The 22,927-nt window shown below is 62.1% G+C and carries 22 protein-coding genes; 20 read left to right on the top strand and 2 right to left on the bottom strand.

What is annotated here, in order from left to right; translation table 11 throughout:
* The first annotated feature begins 62 nt into the window (after window positions 1-62).
* The 14 genes from eno (at window position 63) to BS630_RS34740 (ending at window position 11,986) form a co-directional block, all read left to right on the top strand.
* Window positions 63-1,337, top strand: a complete 1,275-nt coding sequence (gene eno / locus BS630_RS34805) for a phosphopyruvate hydratase (protein ID WP_077981102.1) — start codon at window positions 63-65, stop codon at window positions 1,335-1,337.
* Between the two features lie 137 nt (window positions 1,338-1,474).
* Window positions 1,475-1,795 carry an FtsB family cell division protein gene (locus tag BS630_RS34800; RefSeq protein WP_017960293.1) on the top strand — a complete coding sequence of 107 codons (321 nt, stop codon included), beginning with the start codon at window positions 1,475-1,477 and terminating at the stop codon, window positions 1,793-1,795.
* A gap of 145 nt (window positions 1,796-1,940) precedes the next feature.
* A complete protein-coding gene (gene pdhA / locus BS630_RS34795; protein WP_077981101.1) occupies window positions 1,941-2,987 on the top strand; it encodes a pyruvate dehydrogenase (acetyl-transferring) E1 component subunit alpha in 1,047 nt (348 codons plus the stop codon).
* A 15-nt stretch (window positions 2,988-3,002) separates the two neighbouring features.
* Window positions 3,003-4,394 (top strand): pyruvate dehydrogenase complex E1 component subunit beta, encoded by a 1,392-nt coding sequence (locus BS630_RS34790; protein WP_077981100.1) that lies wholly within the window; start codon window positions 3,003-3,005, stop codon window positions 4,392-4,394.
* A gap of 15 nt (window positions 4,395-4,409) precedes the next feature.
* Complete coding sequence (locus BS630_RS34785) at window positions 4,410-5,777, top strand: pyruvate dehydrogenase complex dihydrolipoamide acetyltransferase (RefSeq protein ID WP_077981099.1); 1,368 nt, start codon at window positions 4,410-4,412, stop codon at window positions 5,775-5,777.
* Window positions 5,778-5,795: 18 nt separating this feature from the next.
* Entirely contained in the window at window positions 5,796-6,437 is a 642-nt protein-coding gene (locus BS630_RS34780) for an SGNH/GDSL hydrolase family protein (RefSeq protein ID WP_077981098.1), read from the top strand.
* 2 nt (window positions 6,438-6,439) lie between these two features.
* A complete protein-coding gene (locus tag BS630_RS34775) occupies window positions 6,440-7,045 on the top strand; it encodes a GNAT family N-acetyltransferase (RefSeq protein WP_077981097.1) in 606 nt (201 codons plus the stop codon).
* A complete protein-coding gene (lpdA, locus tag BS630_RS34770) occupies window positions 7,038-8,486 on the top strand; it encodes a dihydrolipoyl dehydrogenase (protein WP_077981096.1) in 1,449 nt (482 codons plus the stop codon). The genes BS630_RS34775 and lpdA overlap by 8 nt, the downstream gene beginning before the upstream one ends.
* 75 nt (window positions 8,487-8,561) lie before the next feature.
* Entirely contained in the window at window positions 8,562-8,816 is a 255-nt protein-coding gene (locus BS630_RS34765; protein WP_017960300.1) for a GlsB/YeaQ/YmgE family stress response membrane protein, read from the top strand.
* Between the two features lie 37 nt (window positions 8,817-8,853).
* Window positions 8,854-9,102 carry a GlsB/YeaQ/YmgE family stress response membrane protein gene (locus BS630_RS34760; protein ID WP_003539331.1) on the top strand — a complete coding sequence of 83 codons (249 nt, stop codon included), beginning with the start codon at window positions 8,854-8,856 and terminating at the stop codon, window positions 9,100-9,102.
* A 47-nt stretch (window positions 9,103-9,149) separates the two neighbouring features.
* Entirely contained in the window at window positions 9,150-10,121 is a 972-nt protein-coding gene (lipA, locus tag BS630_RS34755; protein ID WP_012757334.1) for a lipoyl synthase, read from the top strand.
* A gap of 228 nt (window positions 10,122-10,349) precedes the next feature.
* Window positions 10,350-10,883 (top strand): P-loop NTPase family protein, encoded by a 534-nt coding sequence (locus tag BS630_RS34750; protein WP_077981095.1) that lies wholly within the window; start codon window positions 10,350-10,352, stop codon window positions 10,881-10,883.
* Between the two features lie 41 nt (window positions 10,884-10,924).
* On the top strand, window positions 10,925-11,521 hold the full coding sequence (locus tag BS630_RS34745; RefSeq protein ID WP_077981094.1) for a P-loop NTPase family protein: 597 nt from the start codon (window positions 10,925-10,927) through the stop codon (window positions 11,519-11,521).
* 9 nt (window positions 11,522-11,530) lie between these two features.
* On the top strand, window positions 11,531-11,986 hold the full coding sequence (locus tag BS630_RS34740; protein ID WP_077981093.1) for a type II toxin-antitoxin system RatA family toxin: 456 nt from the start codon (window positions 11,531-11,533) through the stop codon (window positions 11,984-11,986).
* 11 nt (window positions 11,987-11,997) lie between these two features.
* On the opposite strand, the gene BS630_RS34735 is transcribed toward BS630_RS34740, so the two are convergent.
* Both BS630_RS34735 and BS630_RS34730 read right to left on the bottom strand, forming a co-directional pair.
* On the bottom strand, window positions 11,998-12,501 hold the full coding sequence (locus tag BS630_RS34735; RefSeq protein ID WP_183594523.1) for a CinA family protein: 504 nt from the start codon (window positions 12,499-12,501) through the stop codon (window positions 11,998-12,000).
* Window positions 12,498-13,715 (bottom strand): bifunctional 2-C-methyl-D-erythritol 4-phosphate cytidylyltransferase/2-C-methyl-D-erythritol 2,4-cyclodiphosphate synthase, encoded by a 1,218-nt coding sequence (locus tag BS630_RS34730; RefSeq protein ID WP_077981091.1) that lies wholly within the window; start codon window positions 13,713-13,715, stop codon window positions 12,498-12,500. The genes BS630_RS34735 and BS630_RS34730 overlap by 4 nt, the downstream gene beginning before the upstream one ends.
* A gap of 145 nt (window positions 13,716-13,860) precedes the next feature.
* Between BS630_RS34730 and dusB the strand changes: the two genes are divergently transcribed.
* The 6 genes from dusB (at window position 13,861) to ntrX (ending at window position 22,926) form a co-directional block, all read left to right on the top strand.
* Window positions 13,861-14,877 (top strand): tRNA dihydrouridine synthase DusB, encoded by a 1,017-nt coding sequence (gene dusB, locus BS630_RS34725; RefSeq protein ID WP_183594521.1) that lies wholly within the window; start codon window positions 13,861-13,863, stop codon window positions 14,875-14,877.
* Window positions 14,874-16,028 (top strand): two-component system sensor histidine kinase NtrB, encoded by a 1,155-nt coding sequence (locus BS630_RS34720; protein ID WP_077981089.1) that lies wholly within the window; start codon window positions 14,874-14,876, stop codon window positions 16,026-16,028. Before dusB ends, BS630_RS34720 begins: the two co-directional genes overlap by 4 nt.
* Window positions 16,025-17,476 (top strand): nitrogen regulation protein NR(I), encoded by a 1,452-nt coding sequence (gene ntrC / locus BS630_RS34715; RefSeq protein ID WP_077981088.1) that lies wholly within the window; start codon window positions 16,025-16,027, stop codon window positions 17,474-17,476. Before BS630_RS34720 ends, ntrC begins: the two co-directional genes overlap by 4 nt.
* Before the next feature lie 604 nt (window positions 17,477-18,080).
* Entirely contained in the window at window positions 18,081-19,070 is a 990-nt protein-coding gene (locus tag BS630_RS34705; protein ID WP_077981086.1) for a potassium channel beta subunit family protein, read from the top strand.
* Between the two features lie 231 nt (window positions 19,071-19,301).
* On the top strand, window positions 19,302-21,572 hold the full coding sequence (locus tag BS630_RS34700) for a sensor histidine kinase NtrY-like (protein WP_017960313.1): 2,271 nt from the start codon (window positions 19,302-19,304) through the stop codon (window positions 21,570-21,572).
* A complete protein-coding gene (ntrX, locus tag BS630_RS34695) occupies window positions 21,562-22,926 on the top strand; it encodes a nitrogen assimilation response regulator NtrX (protein ID WP_011651865.1) in 1,365 nt (454 codons plus the stop codon). The genes BS630_RS34700 and ntrX overlap by 11 nt, the downstream gene beginning before the upstream one ends.
* Window position 22,927: the final 1 nt, after the last annotated feature.

Below are 22,927 nucleotides of genomic sequence, written 5' to 3'. Positions count from 1 at the left end.
TGCACGCCTTCGACTAAGACAGGTTTCGAACCGACTTATCATCCACCGAGCAGGAAGAACCCATGACTGCAATCACCGATATCATCGCCCGCGAGATTCTCGATAGCCGTGGTAACCCCACCGTCGAAGTCGATGTCTATCTCGAAGATGGCAGCATGGGCCGCGCGGCCGTCCCCTCGGGCGCCTCGACGGGCGCGCATGAGGCGGTCGAACTGCGTGACGGCGGCAAGCGCTACCTCGGCAAGGGCGTCGAAAAGGCGGTCGAAGCCGCCAACACCGAGATCTTCGACGCGATCGGTGGCATCGACGCCGAAAACCAGATCCAGATCGACAACATCATGATCGAGCTGGACGGCACGCCGAACAAGTCGCGCCTCGGCGCCAACGCCATCCTCGGCGTATCGCTCGCCGTCGCCAAGGCTGCCGCCCAGGCGTCCGGCCTGCCGCTCTACCGTTATGTCGGCGGCGCTTCCGCCAGCCTGCTGCCGGTGCCGATGATGAACATCATCAATGGCGGCGCCCACGCCGACAACCCGATCGATTTCCAGGAATTCATGATCCTGCCGGTCGGCGCCGATTCGATCGCCGAAGCCGTGCGCATGGGTTCGGAAGTCTTCCATACGCTACGCAAGGAACTTGCGAGCCAGGGCCACAACACCAATGTCGGCGACGAAGGCGGTTTCGCACCGGGCCTGAAGAGCGCGCCTGAGGCCCTCGACTTCATCATGAAGTCGATCGAGAAAGCCGGCTACAAGCCGGGCGACGACATGTGCCTCGGCCTCGACTGCGCCTCGACCGAATTCTTCAAGGACGGCAAATACGTTCTCGAAGGGGAAGGTCGCACGCTGGAATCGGGCGCCATGGCGGAGTATTTGGCCGAGCTCGCCGCCAACTATCCGATCATCTCGATCGAGGATGGCATGGCCGAAGACGACTGGGACGGCTGGAAGACGCTGACCGACCTGGCCGGCAAGAAGACCCAGCTCGTCGGCGACGACCTCTTCGTCACCAACTCCGCCCGTCTTCGCGACGGCATCCGCATGGGCGTCGCCAACTCGATCCTCGTCAAGGTCAACCAGATCGGCTCGCTGACGGAAACGCTCGACGCCGTCAACACGGCGCACAAGGCGGCCTATACCGCCGTCATGTCGCACCGCTCCGGCGAGACGGAAGATTCGACCATTGCCGATCTCGCGGTCGCCACCAACTGCGGCCAGATCAAGACCGGTTCGCTATCGCGTTCCGACCGTCTCGCCAAGTACAACCAGCTGATCCGCATCGAAGAAGGCCTCGGGCCGCAGGCCCAGTATGCCGGCCGCTCGATCATCCGCGGCTGATCGGATCTGACCTTTGATTGTTTAACCCGCGCCTTCCCGGCGCGGGTTTTTTCTTGCCCGTTTTTTAGAGTCAACGAACGGTTAATCTCTGCGCGCTAGATTGAACGAATTGGTAATGCGTTCAAGAGCATGCGTGTATGTGGACAAAGCATCATAAAAAGAGAAGAATCGGTCGCTTCGTCATTCCGGCCATGACGGTCGCCTTCCTTTCCTACTTCGGTTATCATTGCATCCATGGCGATTACGGCCTGCGCGCGACGGAGACATTCGAGCGTCAGCGTGTCGCGCGTGAAAAAGAGCTTGCCGTCTTGAAAGCAAAGCGCGAACATCTGGAAAATCAGGTCGCGCTCTTGAGTGATGGCTCGCTCGACAAGGATATGCTGGACGAAAAAGCGCGTTATCAGCTCAACATGTCGCGCGCCGACGAGATCGTCGTTTTCAACCACTATTCCAATTAACTGGAAATAGGTTAATTAGAATTTTCGTAGTTTTTCCAACGTTTTAGCGTCGAATACGAGCCATGCATTTATGGCATTGCTGTGGTCATATTTCTTCCCTATGGTACGCGCCACCAAGAACCGACAAACCCATAGGGAGGGTTGAATGGCGCCGCGAAAGACCGCGACCGTTTCCAGCCGCAAAACTGCAGCAAAACCGGCAGCCAAAGCATCGAATGGAGGCCCGGTAGCCGACTTCGATCGCGATGAGGAGCTCAAGGCCTATCGCGAGATGCTGCTGATCCGCCGCTTCGAGGAGAAGGCCGGTCAGCTTTACGGCATGGGCTTCATCGGCGGCTTTTGTCACCTCTACATCGGTCAGGAAGCTGTCGTCGTCGGCATGCAGATGGCGCAAAAGGAAGGCGACCAGGTCATCACCGCCTATCGCGACCACGGCCATATGCTGGCAACCGGTATGGAAGCGCGCGGTGTCATGGCGGAATTGACCGGGCGTCGCAGCGGCTATTCCCACGGCAAGGGCGGCTCGATGCACATGTTCTCGAAAGAGAAGCATTTCTACGGCGGTCATGGCATCGTCGGCGCCCAGGTCTCGCTCGGAACGGGTCTTGCCTTTGCAAACCGCTACCGCGGCAATGGCAATGTCTCCATCGCCTATTTCGGCGACGGCGCTGCCAACCAGGGCCAGGTCTACGAGAGCTTCAACATGGCGGCTCTCTGGAAGCTGCCGATCGTCTATATCGTCGAAAATAACCGTTACGCCATGGGCACCTCGACCGCCCGCGCCACCGCTCAGTCGAATTACTCGCTGCGCGGATCCGGCTTCGGCATCCCCGGCATTCAGGTCGATGGCATGGACGTCCGCGCCGTCAAGGCGGCGGCCGACGAGGCGCTCGAACATTGCCGTTCCGGCAAAGGCCCGATCATTCTCGAAATGCTGACCTATCGTTATCGTGGTCATTCGATGTCCGACCCGGCGAAGTATCGCTCCAAGGACGAAGTGCAGAAGATGCGCTCCGAGCATGATCCGATCGAACAGGTGAAGGCACGCCTTATCGAAAAGGGCTGGGCTTCCGAAGACGATCTGAAGGCGATCGACAAGGATGTTCGCGACATTGTCGCCGATAGTGCCGACTTCGCCCAGGCCGATCCGGAGCCGGATGTATCCGAGCTCTATACCGACATTCTGCTGTAATCGGGGAGGGAACCCATGCCTATCGATATCCTCATGCCCGCCCTCTCTCCGACGATGGAAGAAGGCACGCTGTCCAAATGGCTGAAGCAGGAAGGTGACAAGGTCACTTCTGGCGACGTGATCGCCGAAATCGAAACCGACAAGGCGACGATGGAAGTCGAAGCCGTCGACGAAGGCGTCATCGGCAAGCTTCTGGTTCCTGCCGGAACCGAAGGAGTCAAGGTGAACGCCAAGATCGCTGTTCTCCTGCAGGACGGCGAATCCGCATCCGACATGTCTGCGTCCGCTCCGGCGGCAGCGCCGGCTGCTGTACCGCAGGCAGCGCTGGAGGAAAAGCCGGCTGCCGCAACTCCGGCATCCGCACCCGTTCCGGCCGAGCCGAAAGCCCAGGTGCAGAACGACCCCGAAATCCCGGCCGGCACCGAAATGGTGTCGACGACCGTGCGCGAAGCGCTGCGTGACGCCATGGCCGAGGAAATGCGCGCCGACGAAAACGTCTTCGTCATGGGCGAGGAAGTCGCCGAATATCAGGGCGCCTACAAGGTCACGCAGGGGCTGCTGCAGGAATTCGGCCCGCGCCGCGTCGTCGATACGCCGATCACCGAGCATGGCTTTGCCGGCGTCGGCGTCGGTGCGGCAATGGCCGGCCTTCGCCCCATCGTCGAATTCATGACCTTCAACTTCGCCATGCAGGCGATCGACCAGATCATCAACTCCGCTGCCAAGACGCTCTATATGTCCGGCGGCCAGATGGGCGCTCCGATCGTCTTCCGCGGCCCGAATGGTGCAGCAGCCCGCGTCGGCGCCCAGCACAGCCAGGATTATGCAGCCTGGTACAGCGCCATTCCCGGCCTGAAGGTTGTCATGCCCTACACGGCATCTGACGCCAAGGGTCTGCTGAAGGCTGCGATCCGTGATCCGAACCCGGTCATCTTCCTGGAAAACGAAATTCTCTACGGCCAGCACTTCGATGTGCCTAAGCTCGACAATTTCGTCCTGCCGATCGGCAAGGCGCGCATCCATCGTCCGGGCAACGACGTGACCGTCGTCTCCTTCGGCATCGGCATGAGCTATGCCACCAAGGCTGTCGCCGAACTCGAGAAGCTCGGCATCGACGTCGAACTGATCGACCTTCGCACCATCCGTCCGATGGACCTGCCGACCGTGATCGAATCGGTGAAGAAGACCGGCCGTCTGGTCACCGTCGAGGAAGGTTATCCGCAGTCCTCCGTCGGCACCGAAATCGCCACCCGCGTCATGCAGCAGGCCTTCGACTATCTCGATGCGCCGATCCTGACGATTGCGGGCAAGGACGTTCCGATGCCCTACGCCGCCAATCTCGAAAAGCTGGCGCTTCCGAACGTCGGCGAAGTCGTCGATGCCGTGAAGGCTGTTTGCTACAAATAAGGGGAGGGTGTTTCGATGCCGATCAATATCACGATGCCCGCCCTCTCTCCGACCATGGAGGAAGGCAATCTTTCCAAATGGCTGGTCAAGGAAGGCGACAAGGTCAAGTCTGGCGATGTGATCGCCGAGATCGAGACCGACAAGGCGACGATGGAAGTCGAAGCCGTCGATGAAGGCACGGTCGCCAAGCTGGTCGTTGCCGCCGGCACCGAAGGCGTCAAGGTCAATGCGCTGATCGCGGTTCTCGCCGCCGATGGCGAGGATGTCGCTGCTGCCGCAACTGGTGCGGGTTCCGCCGCACCTGCGCCGAAGGCAGACGGCGCGGCCGCGCCGAAGGCCGAGGCCGCGCCGGCTCCGGCCCAGTCCGCTCCGGCTGCAGCACCAGCACCCGCCGCTGTACCCGCATCGGTTTCGGCTGATGGCAACCGCACCTTCTCTTCGCCGCTTGCCCGCCGTCTGGCCAAGGAAGCCGGTATCGACCTTTCGGCTGTCGCAGGCTCCGGCCCGCACGGTCGCGTCGTCAAGAGCGACATCGAGGCCGCCGTTGCCGGCGGTGGCGCCAAGGCGGCCGCTGCGCCTGCACCCGCTGCAACCCCGCAGGCTGCCGCGCCGGCGCCGGCCGCTGCTGCTGCACCGAAGGGCGCTTCCGAGGAGGCCGTGCTCAAGCTCTTCGAACCTGGCTCCTACGAGCTCGTGCCGCATGACGGCATGCGCAAGACGATTGCCAAGCGCCTGGTCGAATCCAAGCAGACGATCCCGCATTTCTACGTCAGTGTCGATTGCGAGCTCGATGCGCTGCTGGCGCTGCGCGCCCAGTTGAACGATGCGGCCCCGCGAAAGGATGGCGGCGCTCCGGCCTACAAGCTCTCGGTCAACGACATGGTCATCAAGGCCATGGCGCTGTCGCTGCGCGACGTTCCGGATGCCAACGTCTCCTGGACCGACAACAACATGGTCAAGCATAAGCATGCCGATGTCGGCGTCGCCGTCTCGATCCCCGGCGGCCTGATCACGCCGATCATTCGCAAGGCAGAGCAAAAGACGCTGTCGGTGATCTCCAACGAGATGCGCGATCTCGGCAAGCGGGCCAAGGACCGCAAGCTGAAGCCCGAGGAATATCAGGGCGGCACCAGCTCGGTCTCGAACATGGGCATGATGGGCGTCAAGGTGTTTTCAGCCGTTATCAATCCGCCGCATGCGACGATCCTCGCGGTCGGCGCCGGCGAACAGCGGGTTGTCGTCAAGAAGGGCGAAATGGCGATTGCCACCGTGATGTCAGTCACCCTCTCGACCGACCATCGCTGCGTCGATGGCGCGCTCGGCGCCGAACTGCTCCAGGCCTTCAAGGGCTACATCGAAAACCCGATGGGCATGCTTGTCTGATAGCGGTACGAGGCGGAAATGACCAAGACCGTTCTTTGCTATGGTGACTCGCTGACCTGGGGTTATGACGCCGAGACGATCGGCCGTCATGATTACCAGAATCGTTGGCCGAGCGTGCTTCAGGCAGCGCTCGGCGGTGACGCGCGTATCATCGCCGAAGGCTTGAACGGGCGCACCACCGCTTTCGACGACCATCTCGCCGATTGCGACCGCAATGGTGCGCGCATCCTGCCGACGATCCTGCAGACGCATGCACCGCTCGACCTCGTCATCCTTCTGCTCGGCACCAATGACATGAAGCCGGTCGTGGCAGGCTCGGCCTTTGCCGCATGCCAGGGCATCAGCCGGCTCGTGCGGCTGATCCGCAATCATGCCTGGCCCTTCGAATTCGATGGGCCGGAGATCCTGATCGTGGCGCCGCCGGCGATCCGCGCAACGGGCAATGTGCCCTTCGCCGCATCGTTTCCCGGCGGCATCGAGGAATCGGCAAAACTTGCGACGCTTTATCGTGATCTTGCCGACGAACTCGGTTGTGGCTTCTTCGACGGCAATTCCGTCGCCAAGACCACACCGATCGACGGCATTCACCTCGATGCGGAGAATACGCGTGCGCTTGGACGCGGGCTGGAATCGATCGTGCGGATGATGCTGGGGATCTGAGTATGACCTCCTTCATCGCCCTCCGGCAGGCCTCACGGCGGGATGCCTCGGAGCTGGCGATTCTGGCGGATATCGCATCGCGCGGTTTTGCCTCCTGGCTTTGGTTTGCCGGTGTGCAAAACGGCGTGAGCGACACGCCGCTGGAGCTGGGCCGGCTGAAGATGGGCGAGGAGGAAGCTGTCGGCGGCTGGCGGGATGCCGTCATTGCCGAGGCCTATGGCGAGGTCGCTGGTGTGGCGATCGGCCATGCGCTGAATGAGGGGATAGGTAATATCGAGGCCACCATTCCGGCGACCGCGCCGATGCTCGCCTTGCAGAAGACGGTGGTCGGAAGCTGGTTCATCGGCAGTCTCGGCGTCTATCGCCATCTGCGTGGCATCGGCATCGGACGCAGGCTGCTGGACGATCAGATCGAAAGGGCCGATCGCCGACCGGTCAGTCTCATTACCGCAAGTGATAACGAAGCGGCTTTGTCGCTTTATGGAAGAAACGGATTCCTGGAGGCTGCGCGCGCCGATGCCGTGCCGCTCTTCGAAAACAGCAAGAGACATGCGTGGGTGCTCATGACCCGCAGCGCAGCGCAACAAAGGCAGGAAACACATGGCTGAATCCTACGACGTCATCATTATCGGCTCAGGCCCCGGCGGCTATGTCGCCGCCATCCGCGCCAGCCAGCTCGGCCTCAAGACCGCGATCGTCGAGCGCGAGCATATGGGCGGCATCTGCCTGAACTGGGGCTGCATCCCGACCAAGGCGCTGCTGCGCTCGGCCGAGGTGCTCGATCACGCCAACCACTTCAAAGATTACGGCCTCGTTCTCGAGGGCACGGTCAAGCCGGATGCCAAGGCCGTCGTCGGCCGCTCGCGCGCCGTCTCCGCCCGTCTGAATGCCGGCGTCGGTTTCCTGATGAAGAAGAACAAGATCGACATCATCTGGGGCGAGGCGAAGATCACCAAGCCCGGCGAGATCGTTGTCGGCAAGCCGTCAAAGCCGGTCGTCGAGCCGCAGCATCCGCTGCCGAAGAACGTCAAGAGCGGCGAGGGCACCTATACCGCCAAACATATCATCATCGCGACCGGCGCCCGCCCGCGCGCGTTGCCCGGCATCGAGCCGGATGGCAAGCTGATCTGGACCTATTTCGAGGCGCTGAAGCCGGATGTTCTGCCGAAGTCGCTGATCGTCATGGGCTCGGGCGCGATCGGCATCGAATTCGCCAGCTTCTATCGCTCGATGGGCGTCGACGTCACGATCGTCGAAGTCATGCCGACCATCATGCCGGTCGAGGATGCCGAGATCACCGCGATCGCCCGCAAGCAGCTTGAAAAGCGCGGCCTCAAGATCTTCACCAGCGCCAAGGTCTCGAAGGTCGAGAAGGCTGCCGACAGCGTCACCGCTCACGTCGAGACGGCCGATGGCAAAGTGCAGCAGATCACTGCCGACCGGTTGATTTCGGCCGTCGGCGTTCAGGGCAATATCGAAAACCTCGGCCTCGAGGCGCTCGGCGTTAAGACCGACCGCGGCTGCGTCGTCATCGACGGCTACGGCAAGACCAATATCACCGGCATCTATGCGATCGGCGATGTCGCCGGCCCGCCGATGCTGGCGCACAAGGCGGAACATGAAGGTGTGGTCTGTGTCGAAAAGATCGCCGGCCTGCCGAATGTCCATCCCACGGACAAGGGCAAGGTCCCGGGCTGCACCTATTGCAATCCGCAGGTCGCTTCCGTCGGCATCACCGAAGCCAAAGCTAAGGAGCAGGGCCTTGACATCCGCGTCGGCCGCTTCTCCTTCGCGGCAAACGGCAAGGCGATCGCGCTCGGCGAAGACCAGGGCATGGTGAAGGTGATCTTCGACAAGAAGACCGGCGAGCTGCTCGGCGCCCATATGGTCGGCGCCGAAGTCACCGAACTCATCCAGGGCTTCGTCGTCGCGATGAATCTCGAGACGACCGAGGAAGAGCTGATGCACACGATCTTCCCGCATCCGACTGTGTCCGAAACGATGAAGGAAGCGGTGCTCGATGCGTACGGCCGCGTCCTGAACGCTTGATACTTTCCAATGCCGCCCTTTATGTCGGGGTGGCAAAGCCATCCCCCAGGGTGGAAAAAACGAGAGGAAATCATCATGTCTATGGAGACGCAGGCGTTGCTGGTGTTCTTGCTGATCGGCCTGGTTGCAGGTTTCCTTGCAAGCCTGGTCGTCGGTGGCGGCGGGCTGATAAGATGCCTGCTGAGCGGCATCATCGGCGCCTTCGTCGGCGGCTATCTGTTCAGCACGCTCGGCATTTCGCTGGGCATTGAAAACGCGCTGGTGGTGCAGATCATCCACGCCACCGTCGGCGCCATCATCGTGGTTCTGATCGCGAGGGCGGTCGCTTGAGGCGTAACTGAGGGCCAACTTGAGGGTAGGGGAAGGCATGGAAAGCGTCGGCTGGATTTCGGCAATCATCATCGGCGGGCTTGCGGGCTGGCTCGCCGGCAAGCTGATGGAAGCGCGATACGGGATTTTCCTGAATATCGTGCTCGGCATTGTCGGCTCGGTCGTCGCAAGCGCCATCCTCGCGCAGTTTCATCTCGAGGTGGTCGGCGGGCGGCTCGGCTATTTCGTGACGGGTTTCCTCGGCGCCTGCTTGTTGATATTCCTTGCGCGGCTGGTGCGGCGCTAGATCCGAATGAGATTTGCCGCATAGGGCGGTAGAAGGCTGAAACTGCAATGGTGACCATCCTCGATACGATCAATCCCGACGCCAAGCGCGTGCGGCATCCGGAGAAGGCGCATCGGCCTGACACGGAAGTCATGCGCAAGCCGGACTGGATTCGCGTCAAGGCGCCGACCTCCAAGGGTTATGCCGAGACGCGCGCGATCGTGAAGGAGCACAAGCTAGTCACCGTCTGCGAGGAGGCCGGCTGCCCGAATATCGGCGAGTGCTGGGACAAGAAGCACGCGACCTTCATGATCATGGGCGAGATCTGTACCCGCGCCTGCGCTTTCTGCAATGTCGCCACCGGCAAGCCGAACGCGCTCGATATGGCCGAGCCCGAGAACGTCGCCAAGGCAGTCAAGGAGATGGGCCTTAGCCATGTCGTCATCACCTCGGTCGACCGTGACGATCTGGAAGACGGCGGCGCCGAACACTTCGAAAAGGTGATCTGGGCAATCCGTGCCGCCTCGCCGATGACGACGATCGAGATCCTCACGCCCGACTTCCTGAAGAAGCCGGGTGCGCTGGAACGCGTCGTCGCCGCCAAGCCCGACGTCTTCAACCACAATATGGAAACGGTGCCCGGCAACTATCTGACGGTTCGCCCCGGCGCCCGCTACTTCCATTCCGTCCGCCTGCTGCAGCGGGTGAAGGAACTCGATCCCACCATGTTCACCAAATCGGGAATCATGGTTGGTCTCGGCGAAGAGCGGAACGAAGTCCTGCAGCTGATGGACGATCTGCGCACCGCGGATGTCGACTTCCTGACGATCGGCCAGTACCTGCAGCCGACCCGCAAGCACCACAAGGTCGAAAGCTTCGTCACCCCTGACGAGTTCAAGTCCTACGAGACCGTCGCCTACAGCAAGGGCTTCCTAATGGTCGCCTCCAGCCCGCTGACCCGCTCCTCCCACCATGCCGGCGACGACTTTGCCCGGCTGCGGGCGGCGCGCGAGAAGAAGCTGTTGATCGCAGCCGAATAAGAGCCGGCCTTGCTTTTTGTGTCGGCCGCGGCGATTTTCGCCGCGGTTCAGTTTGTTGACAAACCTCGATCTTCACTCGACGTCATCTCGGCCTTGTTGCCGAGGATCTGCTGCGCCGGTTGCAAATGCTCGGGACAAGCCCGAGCATGACGAAAGAGGAATGGCCGATCTCATCAGCAGTCTGAGCCGATGGATTTTCGCAGCGGTTTTTGATGGGGAGTTGCGGACATGCCCGTCGACGAACCAATGCTCCGGCATGCCAGACGCATTCTGGTGATTGGCTGCCCCGGTGGTGGAAAAAGCGTGCTTGCACGGGCGCTGTCGACTTCGCTCGACCTTCCCTATATCTCGATGGATCGCGATTTCTATTGGCTTCCCGGCTGGAGGAAACGGGATCGCAGCGACATCGATCGGCTGATCGCCAAAGCGGTGGCGGAAGAACGCTGGATCATGGATGGAACCGGCCTCAGCTCCTTCCATCTGCGCCTGCCGCGTGCAGACGCCGTCATTTGGCTTCGGCTGTCCAGATATGCATGCCTGTACGGCGCGGTCTCAAGAACATTCCGTTATTTCGGGCGCAACCGTCCCGAACTGCCTGCCGGCTGCCCCGAACGCCTCTCGCTGGACGCGCTTGCCTATATCTGGAATTTCGAGCGCGATGCCGCACCTCTGATCGAAGCGGCGCTTCAGGATCACGGGTTTGCAAATTCCACCGTCATCATAAGATCGCGCAAAGCAGCTAGCCGGTTCGCTGGCGTTTAGGAGCATCCCGGCGAAGCGCACGTCTGACTCGAGGGAGTTGCATGATGGATCAGAGAGTAGACTTGCTGCCGCGTCAGCAGATCACCGACCTCGAACAGGCTGCCGAGCATATCCGTTTAGCCCGCCGGATCCTCGTCATCGGTTGCTCGGGCGGCGGTAAATCGACGCTGTCGCTGAAGATCGCCAAGCGCTTCGTACTTTCCTACATCTCGCTCGATCGCGACGTATTTTGGCTTCCCGGCTGGGTGGTACGCGACAGGGCCGAGCAGAGAAAGATCATCGCCAGCCGGATCCTCGAAGAACGTTGGATCATGGACGGCACGAACCCGTCTTCCTTGGATATCCGGCTGCCACGAACCGATTTCGTTGTTTGGGTCCGCATGCCGCGGCTTGTCTGCATCAGGGGCGCAATTAGCCGGTGGGCGAAATGGATAGGCCGCACTCGCCCCGAGATGGCGCCGGGCTGTATCGAGAAGGTCGACTTGGAATTCCTCCACGTCATTTGGACTTTCGAGGCGAAATTCGCGCCGCGTCTCGTCACGGGCATCGCCGAGCATGGCCCCAATGTGCCGGTTCTTCAGCTAAAATCCCGCCGCCAGATGCGCGAGCTTCTTGATCTTCTCGGCCCGCCCGATTAATTGCCGCTTATGCCGCAATTCGAAACGCACCGTCCCGTCCCGCACACGCCCGAGCAGATGTTCGATCTCGTCGCCGATGTCGAGCGTTATCCGGAATTTCTGCCGCTCTGCGAAGCCTTGGCCATCAGGAGCCGCAAGGAGCGCGACGGCAAGATCCTGCTCGTTGCCGACATGACGGTCGGCTACAAGGCGATCCGCGAGACCTTCACCACACAGGTGCTGCTGAACCGCGCCGAGCACGTCATCGAGGTCAAATATATCGATGGCCCGTTCAAATATCTCGACAATCGCTGGCACTTTGCCGAGACGCCGTCCGGCGGCTGCACCGTCGATTTCTTCATCGATTACGAGTTCAAGAGCCGCATCTTGGGCGCGCTGATGGGTTCGATGTTCGACCGCGCCTTCCGCATGTTCACCGAAGCCTTCGAGACACGGGCAATCAGGATCTACACGCCGGCCCGATGAGCGAACCGGCGTCAGGCAGCAAGGAGCGAGCCCACCATCTCCAGCGCCGTCCTGATCGTTGCCAGTCGAACCTCGCTGCGGCCGATATCGCCATAGAGCATTTTCCGATGGATGAGCGAGCCGGCGCGCGACTTGGCGGCGAGATGCACGAGGCCGACCGGTTTTTCCGGCGATCCGCCGCCGGGGCCGGCAATGCCGGTGACGGCGACGGCGATCTCGGCGCGTGAGCGGAAGAGCGCGCCATGTACCATCTGCCGCGCCGTTTCCTCGGAGACCGCGCCGAAACGCAGCAAGGTTTCCGCCTGCACGCCGAGCATCTCGATCTTTGCACTATTCGTATAGGTGACGAAGCCGCGGTCGACGACGGCGGACGAACCCGAAATCTCCGTCAGCGCCCCGGCGATCAGCCCGCCGGTACAGGATTCGGCGGTCGAGACCATCAGCCCTGCAGCCGTGAAGTCGCGGATGATCGCCTCGGCCGTCGAAATAATATCCTGAGGAAAAAGGCTCATCATTTCCTCCCGCGATAGACGACGGTGGCAGTCGCGATCGCCGCGATGCCTTCGCGCCGGCCGACGAAGCCGATCGTCTCGTTGGTCGTCGCCTTGACCGAGCAACGCTCGATATCGATGCCGAGATAATCCGACAGTTTCGCCCGCATGGCGTCGCGATGCGGTCCGACCTTCGGCGCCTCGGCGATCAGCGAGACGTCGGCATTCATGATCGTGCCGCCGCGCTCGCGCACGATCCGGGCGGCATGTTCGATGAAGATCCGCGAGGCCGCCCCCTTCCATTGCGGGTCGGACGGCGGGAAATGATCGCCGATGTCGCCGGCGCCGCAGGTGGCAAGCAGCGCGTCCGTCAGCGCATGCAGCGCGACGTCGGCATCCGAGTGGCCTTTCAGTTTCTGGTCATGCGCAATGAACACGCCGCAGAGCGTCACGCCATCGCCCGCGACGAGCTGGTGCACGTCGTAGCCATTGCCTGTGCGCACGTCCGGAAGCAGCGAAGCCGAGAGCTTGTCGTCGGCCATGGCGATATCGTTCTTGACCGTCAGCTTGACGTTGTCGTTCGTGCCCTCGACGATCGTTACCGGAATGCCCATCCATTCGGCGATCGAGGCGTCGTCGGTGAAATCGCTTCGTCCGCTCGCGGCTGCCTTCTCATGCGCCTCGAGGATCTTGTCGAAGGCGAAGGATTGCGGCGTCTGCGCCGCGTAAAGATGCTCGCGTGAAATCGTCGTCAGCACGGTGCCGGCGCTGTCGGCGCGTTTCAACGTATCGGTGACCGGGATCGCCGGCAGGACCGCCTGTGCGCCGGCGTCAAGGCTCTCGGCGATGCGGTCTAGAAGCACATGATCGAAGAACGGCCGCACGGCATCGTGGATCAGGACATGACTGATGTGCTTGTCCTTGAGGTGTCTGAGGCCGGCAAGCACGGATTGCTGCCGGGTCGCACCCCCATGCACCGTTTTGATCGGCGTTGCCGAGATGATGTGGCGGAAGGCTCTCGCAAACAGCGCCTCGTCATCGGGATGGATGACGACGACGATCTCGGTTGCGGCTTCCCATGTCATGAAGTTTTCAAGCGTATGCACGATAACCGGCTTGCCGCCGATCATGCGATATTGCTTGGGGCCCTCCTTGGATGATCCTGCGCGCTCGCCGCGGCCGGCGGCAACGATGACAATTCCAGCCGATATCGGTTGCTTAGAAGGCATTTGCAGCATAGATCCCCTAAAATATGCGGAATTGACCCCAGTGCTCTAACGTCTTGCTTTGGCCTTTTCCAGCATCTGCCCGAAAAATATCAATTCCTGTCTCAGCCCCCTTGGCAAGACAGGGAATAGTGGCTAAAAATAATGCAGTTCTATTGTGTGCCCGAAAGATAATCATTTGATTTCCCAGGACCTCGCAGCGCCTTTCCAAATCGGACCCGTGTCCGTGCGGAACCGCGTTGTGCTGGCGCCGATGTCCGGCGTCACGGATATGCCCTTCCGCGAGCTTGCATGGCGCTTCGGCGCCGGCCTCGTCGTCACCGAGATGGTGGCGAGCCGCGAACTGGTCAACGACACGGCTGAATCCTGGTCGCGGCTCAGTGCTGCGGGCTTCCGGCCGCATATGGTGCAGCTTGCCGGGCGAGAGGCGCACTGGATGGCGGAGGCGGCCAAGATCGCCGCCGATCACGGCGCCGATATCATCGACATCAACATGGGCTGTCCGGCAAAGAAGGTGATCGGCGGTTATTCGGGTTCGGCGCTGATGCGTGATTCCGATCACGCGCTCGGCCTCATCGAGGCGACGGTCAAAGCCGTCGACATTCCGGTGACGCTGAAGATGCGCCTTGGCTGGGATGAGAACTCGATCAACGCGCCTGATATCGCCCGCCGCGCCGAGGCGGCCGGCATCCAGCTTGTGACCATTCATGGGCGCACCCGCATGCAATTCTATGAAGGCCGCGCCGATTGGGATGCGATCCGCGCCGTCCGCGAAGCGGTCGCCATTCCGTTGGTCGCCAACGGCGATGTCGAAACCGCAGCTGACGCGCAGGAAATATTGCGCCGCTCGGGCGCCGATGCCGTGATGATCGGCAGGGGCTGCCAGGGCAGGCCGTGGCATGCCGGCGTCATATCAGGTGCGCCCGCACCGCAATCCCAGGAGATCGCCGATATCGCCGTCGAACATTACCGGATGATGCTGGATTTCTACGGCGAAGCGGTGGCGATCCGCCACGCCCGCAAGCACCTTGGCTGGTATCTCCAGCGTTTCGCGCCTGATCTGTCAGGCGCTGAAAAGGCGGAGATCATGACCTCGCGCGATCCGCGCGAGGTGGCCGCGCGCCTTTACGATGCGCTGGCTGTGAATATTGTCGACAGCCGGGAGGCGGCATGATGAAGGATATGACATCTCCGTCCGATCATGCCGGCGGGACCGTCGCCATGGCCGTGCTGAACGCCATCCAGAACCCCGTCGTCATGGTCGACGAATCCGGCTTCGTCGTTTTCGCCAATTGGGAGGCGGAGGCCTTCTTCGGCGCCAGCGCTTCGCATCTGGCGCGTTACCGCATCTCGACCTTCATTCCTTTCGGCAGCCCGCTGCTTGCCCTGATCGACCAGGTGCGCGAGCGCAAGGCGCCGGTCAACGAATATCGCGTCGACCTGAGTTCGCCCCGCCTCGGCCAGGACAAGCTCGTCGATCTCTATGTCGCCCCGGTGCTCAGCGAGCCCGGCGCCGTCGTCATCGTCTTCCAGGAACGGTCGATGGCCGACAAGATCGACCGGCAGCTGACCCATCGCGCCGCCGCCCGCTCGGTGACCGGCCTTGCCTCGATGCTGGCGCATGAGATCAAGAACCCGCTCTCCGGCATACGCGGCGCCGCCCAGTTGCTCGAACAGTCTGCGGTCGACGACGATCGGGCGCTGACCCGGCTGATCTGCGACGAGACCGATCGCATCGTCTCGCTGGTCGATCGCATGGAAGTCTTTTCCGACGAACGCCCTGTTGACCGCATGCCGGTCAACATCCATTCCGTGCTCGATCATGTGAAGGCGGTCGCCAAGGCGGGTTTTGCCCGCAACATCCGGGTCACCGAGAGTTACGACCCGTCGCTGCCGGCCGTCTATGCCAATCGCGACCAGCTCGTCCAGGTCTTCCTCAATCTGGTGAAGAACGCCGCCGAAGCGGTCGGCGATCGGTCGGACGGCGAGATCATGTTGACGACGGCCTATCGTCCCGGCATCCGTCTTTCGGTCGCCGGCACGCGTGAAAAGATCTCGCTGCCGCTGGAATTCTGCGTCCACGACAACGGCCCCGGCGTTCCCCTCGATCTGTTGCCGCATCTCTTCGATCCTTTCATCACCACCAAGCCGAACGGCAGCGGCCTCGGTCTGGCGCTGGTCGCCAAGATCATCGGCGATCACGGCGGCATCATCGAATGCGACAGCCAGAACAGCCGCACGACATTCCGCGTTCTCATGCCGGCGTCGAAGGACGCCTCGCTCGAGGACGCCTCTATAGCAAGCTCGACAGGACCTTCTCGATGACAGCTACGATCCTCGTTGCAGATGATGATGCGGCCATCCGGACCGTGCTCAACCAGGCTTTGAGCCGCGCCGGTTATGACGTCCGCATCACCTCCAACGCCGCTACCCTCTGGCGCTGGATTTCGGCAGGCGAGGGCGATCTGGTCGTCACCGATGTGGTGATGCCCGACGAGAACGCCTTCGATCTGCTGCCGCGCATCAAGAAGGCGCGGCCCGACCTGCCGGTCCTCGTCATGAGCGCCCAGAACACCTTCATGACCGCCATCAAGGCCTCGGAAAAGGGCGCTTACGATTATCTGCCGAAGCCCTTCGATCTCACCGAGCTGATCGGCATCATCGGCCGGGCGCTCGCCGAGCCGAAGCGCAAGCCCGCCAAACTCGAAGACGACATGCAGGACGGCATGCCGCTCGTCGGCCGGTCGGCGGCGATGCAGGAAATCTACCGCGTGCTCGCCCGCCTGATGCTGACGGACCTGACGCTGATGATCACCGGCGAATCCGGCACCGGCAAGGAGCTCGTCGCCCGCGCGCTGCATGATTACGGCAAGCGCCGCAACGGCCCGTTTGTTGCGATCAACATGGCGGCGATCCCGCGCGACCTGATCGAATCCGAACTGTTCGGCCACGAGAAGGGCGCCTTCACCGGCGCGCAGACCCGCTCGACCGGCCGCTTCGAGCAGGCCGAAGGCGGCACGCTCTTCCTCGACGAGATCGGCGACATGCCGATGGACGCCCAGACACGGCTCTTACGCGTCCTGCAGCAGGGCGAATACACCACCGTCGGCGGCCGCACGCCGATCCGCACCGATGTGCGCATCGTCGCCGCCACCAACAAGGACCTGAAGCAGGCGATCAACCAGGGCCTCTTCCGCGAGGATCTCTATTACCGCCTCAACGTCGTGCCGCTGCGCCTGCCGCCGCTGCGCGACCGCGCCGAGGACATTCCCGATCTGGTACGCCATTTCATCCAGCAGGCGGAAAAGGAAGGTCTTGGCTCTAAGCGCTTCGATCAGGAAGCGCTCGAACTGATGAAGGCCTATGCCTGGCCGGGCAACGTCCGCGAGTTGGAAAACCTCATCCGCCGTCTGATGGCGCTTTATCCGCAGGATGTGATCACCCGCGAGATCATCGATGCGGAACTGCGTTCCGACGTGCCCGACAGCCCGATCGACAAGGGGCCGATGCGCAGCGGTTCGATGACGATTGCGCAAGCCGTCGAGGAGAATATGCGCAGCTATTTCGCAGGCTTCGGGGACAATCTGCCGCCGCCCGGCCTCTATGATCGCGTGCTGACCGAAATGGAATATCCGCTGATCCTCGCCGCCCTGACGGCGACACGCGGCAACCAGATCAAGGCGGCCGACCTTCTCGGTCTCAACCGCAACACCTTGCGCAAGAAGATCAGGGAACTTGGCGTCTCGGTCTACAGGAGTTCCCGCACCGCCTGAGCCTGCTCTGGGCGCATAAAAGAAGGCGGCGGGCCCTCATGTTTGCCCACCGCCCACCCCTCCCGGCGTCCGCCGCCACGGTCGGGAGGAGAGGTGAGCCTATCTGAGCCCGGCCACGGTTTGTATCCAAGCAGACAAACAAAGATGCGGTGTCATTTCACGGTCACATAAGCATTTGTGAGGAGTGGTTTGCCGACAGGCGAATGTCATTGAAGTTGCTGCGATCATTGTCGCGGTGCCTGTGGATAGGCTGTGGATATCCGGTGGATGACAGGGTCAATCGGCGCGCGATAACGTCGCAGACTCCAATCGCATGTTGCCTATCCGTTCCGAATCTCATCATTCTGCCGTTGCTGCTGTCGACCTCCGCCGCAAACGTCGTCGATCGCATGCCACGGGCGCTCCGGCTGATGTCGTGGAGCGCCCTTTTTCTTTATGGTCGGGCTGACGGGAACTGCGACATCGTGTTTTGGTCAACTTGGCGGGCTGAGCCTCGCATATCGTTGCGCATGCCATAGATTACGCCAATCGGTCGTCGATCAATCGGGCGACGCCGACTCCGGTGACAGGCCGGCACATATTCATAATTTGCGGGAGTTGCATGATGGAATATCGACGTTTGGGAAAGTCGGGCCTGCAAGTGAGCGAGTTCTCCTTCGGCTCATGGGTCACGTTCGGCAAGCAGGTCGATGGAGGCGACGCCGTCGACCTCATGAAGCTTGCCTATGATAACGGGGTGAACTTCTTCGACAATGCCGAGGGATATGAGAGCGGCAAGTCCGAAATCGTGATGGGCGAGGCGCTCAGCAAGCTTGGCTGGAGCCGTGACAGCTTTGTCGTCTCCAGCAAGGTCTTCTGGGGAGGTGAGAGGCCGACGCAGCGCGGCCTGTCGCGCAAACATGTGACCGATGCCTGCCACGCAGCGCTCAAGCGGCTTCAGGTCGACTACCTCGACCTTTATTTCTGCCACCGCCCGGATATCGACACGCCGGTCGAGGAAACGGTCCGGGCGATGCACGATCTCGTCGCCCAGGGCAAGGTACTCTATTGGGGCACATCGGAATGGTCCGCGCAGCAATTGACGGAAGCCTACGCCGTTGCCCGGGACTTGCGCATCACGCCGCCGACCATGGAGCAGCCGCAGTATAACATCTTCGAACGCCAGAAGGTCGAGTCTGACTATCTGCCGCTCTACGACCTGATCGGCCTTGGCACCACGATCTGGTCGCCGCTCGCCTCGGGCGTCCTGACCGGGAAGTACAATGATGGTGTGCCGGCCGACAGCCGTATGAACCTGCCGGGCTATGAGTGGCTGAAGGAAAAGTGGTCCAGTGATGCCGGCCGCGCTCAGCTCAAACAGGTTGGCGAACTTGCCAAGCTCGCCGACGAGATCGGCATATCGATCACCCATCTCGCCCTTTTGTGGTGCCTCGCCAACCGGAACGTCTCGACCGTCATTCTCGGAGCCTCGCGCGCCAGCCAGCTGCAGGACAATCTCGCGGCCCTCTCACATCGAGAGAAGATGACGTCTGACGTGCTGGAGCGGATCGACACGATCGTCGGAAACAAACCCGAAGCACCACGTCGGTTCTAGCGGGCACAAGCCTCGCTCAACGGGTCAGATTAAGGCCGTCGAGGGAAAGCACGGCTTGACAATGTGACGACACGCGTTGCATTTTCGCCACAATGCGTTGCTTAAAGGTCACGCACGGGTTTTGGACATTCGCTCCCGATCGAGTCGTTGCAGCGCTGGCTTTTTAAGCCGGCGTTGCTTGGTTTTCGATCGGATGGCGAGGGCGGCGGGTGCCGTCTGAAGAGAGGCCGAATGACGCAGGATGGGGTATCGCCGGCGGCGGCGGGCGAGACGGTGACGACGGTGACCGATCGCCGCGCCCTTTTTGCCGTGCCCGGCCTCGTGCTTGCCGGCGGCGCGCTTCTCTGCGCCACGGCGACGCTGTTCGTGCTGCTCGGCCTGACGCCGATCGCCCCGACGTCGCATGTCGTCATCACCTCGGTGATCGTCAATTCCTTCTTTGTCCTGACGCTGCTCGCCTTGATCGGCCGCGAAGTGGCAAGGCTGCTGAAGGCCCGCACCCGCGGCCGTGCGGCAGCCCGCCTGCATATCCGCATCGTCGTGCTCTTTTCGATCGTCGCGATCACACCGGCGATCCTCGTCGCCATCTTCGCCAGTATCACGCTGAATGCCGGTCTCGACCGCTGGTTTGCCCTGCGCACCCAGTCGATCGTCAGCTCGTCGCGCAATATCGGCCAGGCCTATATGATGGAGAATGCCAGCTACCTGCAGGGGCAGACGGTCTCCATGGCCAATGACCTGGAGCGCAACCGCGCGCTCTACAGCCTCGACAGGACCGGCTTTGCCGACCTGATGACCCGCCAGGCGAGGGGCCGCGGCCTGCTCGGAGCCTTCCTCGTCGAGCGCGACGGCTCGGTGATCGTCCAGGCCGATATCGCCACCGAAAAGCCGCTGCCGGCCATTCCGCAGGATGCGCTGGAAAAGGCGGCCGCCGGCCAGCCGACGCTGATCCCGCCCGGCGTCACCAATCTCGTCGGCGCCATAATCAAACTCGATGCCATTCAGGGCACCTTTCTCTATACGGTGCGCGCCGTCGATCCCAAGGTCATGGGCGCGATGCGCATGATGGAGGAGAACGCCACCGAATACCGCTCGATGGAAGCCAACCGCTTCTCTCTGCAGGTCGCCTTTGCCGTGCTCTATATCGGCTTCGCGCTGATCGTGCTGCTGGCAGCGATCTGGACCGCGATCGCCGTCGCCGACCGCATCGTCCGGCCGATCCGCCTGCTGATTACGGCGGCCGACAGCGTTGCATCGGGCAATATGGATATCGTCGTGCCGGTGCATGCCGTCGACGGCGACGTCGCCAATCTGTCGCGCACCTTCAACAAGATGATCTCGGAAATCCGCACCCAGCGCGACGAGATCCTCGAGGCGAAGGACGAGGTCGACGACCGCCGCCGGTTCATCGAGGCGGTGTTATCGGGTGTCACTGCCGCCGTCATCGGCGTCGAGCAGGACCGCCGCATCGCCATCGTCAACAGCTCGGCCGAGACGCTGATGTCGCTGTCGGCCGACGAAATGCTCGGAAAGCAGCTGGTTGACATCGCGCCGGAGGTCGATCACGTGCTGACCGAGGCGGCGGTGCGTCATCGCGGCGATTTCCGCAAGCAGATCGCGCTGGTGCGCGGCGGCACTGTCAGGACGCTGAGCGTGCAGGTGACCCGCGAGGAAGTGCGCGACATGAGCGAGTCCTACGTGATCACGCTTGACGACATCACCGATCTCGTCATCGCCCAGCGCTCGACCGCCTGGGGCGACGTGGCAAGGCGCATCGCTCATGAGATCAAGAATCCGCTGACGCCGATCCAGCTGTCCGCCGAGCGCATCCAGCGCCGCTACGGCAAGCAGATCGACCCGGATGACCGGACCGTCTTCGACCAGTGCACGGATACGATCATCCGCCAGGTCGGCGATATCGGCCGCATGGTCGACGAATTCTCCGCTTTCGCCCGCATGCCGAAGCCGACCAAGGAGCCGAGCGACCTGCGCAATATTCTGCGCGACGCGATCTTCCTGCGCGAGATGGGCAACCATCACGTTACCTTCGAGCAGGATTTCGGCGACCAGCCGCTGGAGGGCCTGTTCGACAGCCGCATGCTCGGCCAGGCTTTCGGAAACCTCATCAAGAATGCCGTCGAATCGATCGAGGCCGTTCCGAGCGACGAACGGGACGAACGCAAGGTTCTCGTCCGCGCCGCACTCGATACCGGCCGCGACCGCTTCACCGTCGACGTGATCGACAATGGCCGCGGCCTGCCGGTGGAGAACCGTCACAGCATTCTGGAACCCTATATGACGATGCGCGAAAAGGGCACCGGCCTTGGCCTCGCCATCGTCAAGAAGATTATCGAGGAACATGGCGGGCAGCTCGAGCTGCATGATGCGCCCGCCGATTTTGACCGGGGGAGAGGGGCCATGATCCGCGTGCATCTGCCACGCCTGGATCCGACGCCTGCTGCCCCCGCAGCCAATGACAAGGAAAGCGTTTATGGCCTCTGATATTCTCGTCGTCGACGATGAGCATGATATTCGCGAGATCGTTTCCGGCATTCTCTCGGACGAAGGGCACGAGACGCGCACGGCCCACGACAGCGACAGCGCGCTGGCGGCGATTTCCGATCGCGTGCCGCGGCTGATCTTCCTCGATATCTGGATGCAAGGCAGCAAGCTCGATGGCCTGTCGCTGCTCGACGAGATCAAGACCCGCCATCCGGAGCTGCCCGTGGTGATGATATCAGGCCACGGCAACATCGAGACCGCCGTCTCGGCGATCAAGCGCGGCGCCTTCGATTTCATCGAAAAGCCCTTCAAGGCCGACCGGCTGATCCTGATCGCCGAACGTGCGCTGGAGAATTCCAAGCTGAAGCGCGAGGTCTCGGATCTGAAGCGCCGCACCGGCGATGCGCTGGAGCTGATCGGCACCTCGGTTGCCGTTTCGCAGCTGCGCCAGACGATCGAGAAGGTTGCGCCGACCAACAGCCGCATCATGATCCTCGGCGCGTCGGGCTCCGGCAAGGAGCTGGTGGCGCGGATGATCCACAAGAAGTCGGCTCGCGCCAACGGCCCCTTCGTTGCGATCAACGCCGCCAACATCACGCCCGAACGCATGGAGGTGGCGCTGTTCGGCACCGAGGGCACGCCCGGCCAGGCGCGCAAGATCGGCGCGCTCGAGGAAGCCCATCGCGGCATCCTCTATCTCGACGAGGTCGGCGAGATGCCACGCGAGACGCAGAACAAGATCCTGCGCGTGCTGGTCGATCAGCAGTTCGAGCGCGTCGGCGGTTCCAAGCGCGTCAAGGTCGATGTCCGCATCATCTCTTCGACCGCCTATAATCTCGAGAGCCGCATCGCCGAGGGTTGGTTCCGCGAGGATCTCTATCATCGCCTCGCCGTCGTGCCGGTGCGTGTGCCCGCACTTGCCGAACGGCGCGAGGACATTCCCTTCCTCGTCGACCAGCTGATGCGCCAGATATCGGAGCAGGCGGGCATCCGTCCGCGCCGCATCGGCGACGACGCGATGGCCGTGCTGCAGGCGCATGATTGGCCCGGCAACATCCGCCAGCTGCGCAACAATATCGAGCGGCTGATGATTCTCGCCCGCACCGACGGGCCGGACGCGCCGATCACCGCCGACATGCTGCCGACCGATCTCGGCGACATGCTGCCGAAGGTGTCCGCCAAGAACGACTATCACATCATGACGCTGCCGCTGCGCGAAGCTCGCGAGATGTTCGAGAAGGATTATCTGATCGCCCAGATCAACCGCTTCGGCGGCAATATCTCGCGCACCGCGGAATTCGTCGGCATGGAGCGTTCAGCGCTGCACCGCAAGCTGAAGTCGCTCGGCGTCTGAA

This window comes from Rhizobium laguerreae, from assembly GCF_002008165.1.
In the GTDB taxonomy this organism is placed as follows: Bacteria; Pseudomonadota; Alphaproteobacteria; order Rhizobiales; family Rhizobiaceae; genus Rhizobium; species Rhizobium laguerreae.
Note: the sequence above shows the minus strand (reverse complement) of the source record. Positions and strands in the feature narration are given on the sequence as shown.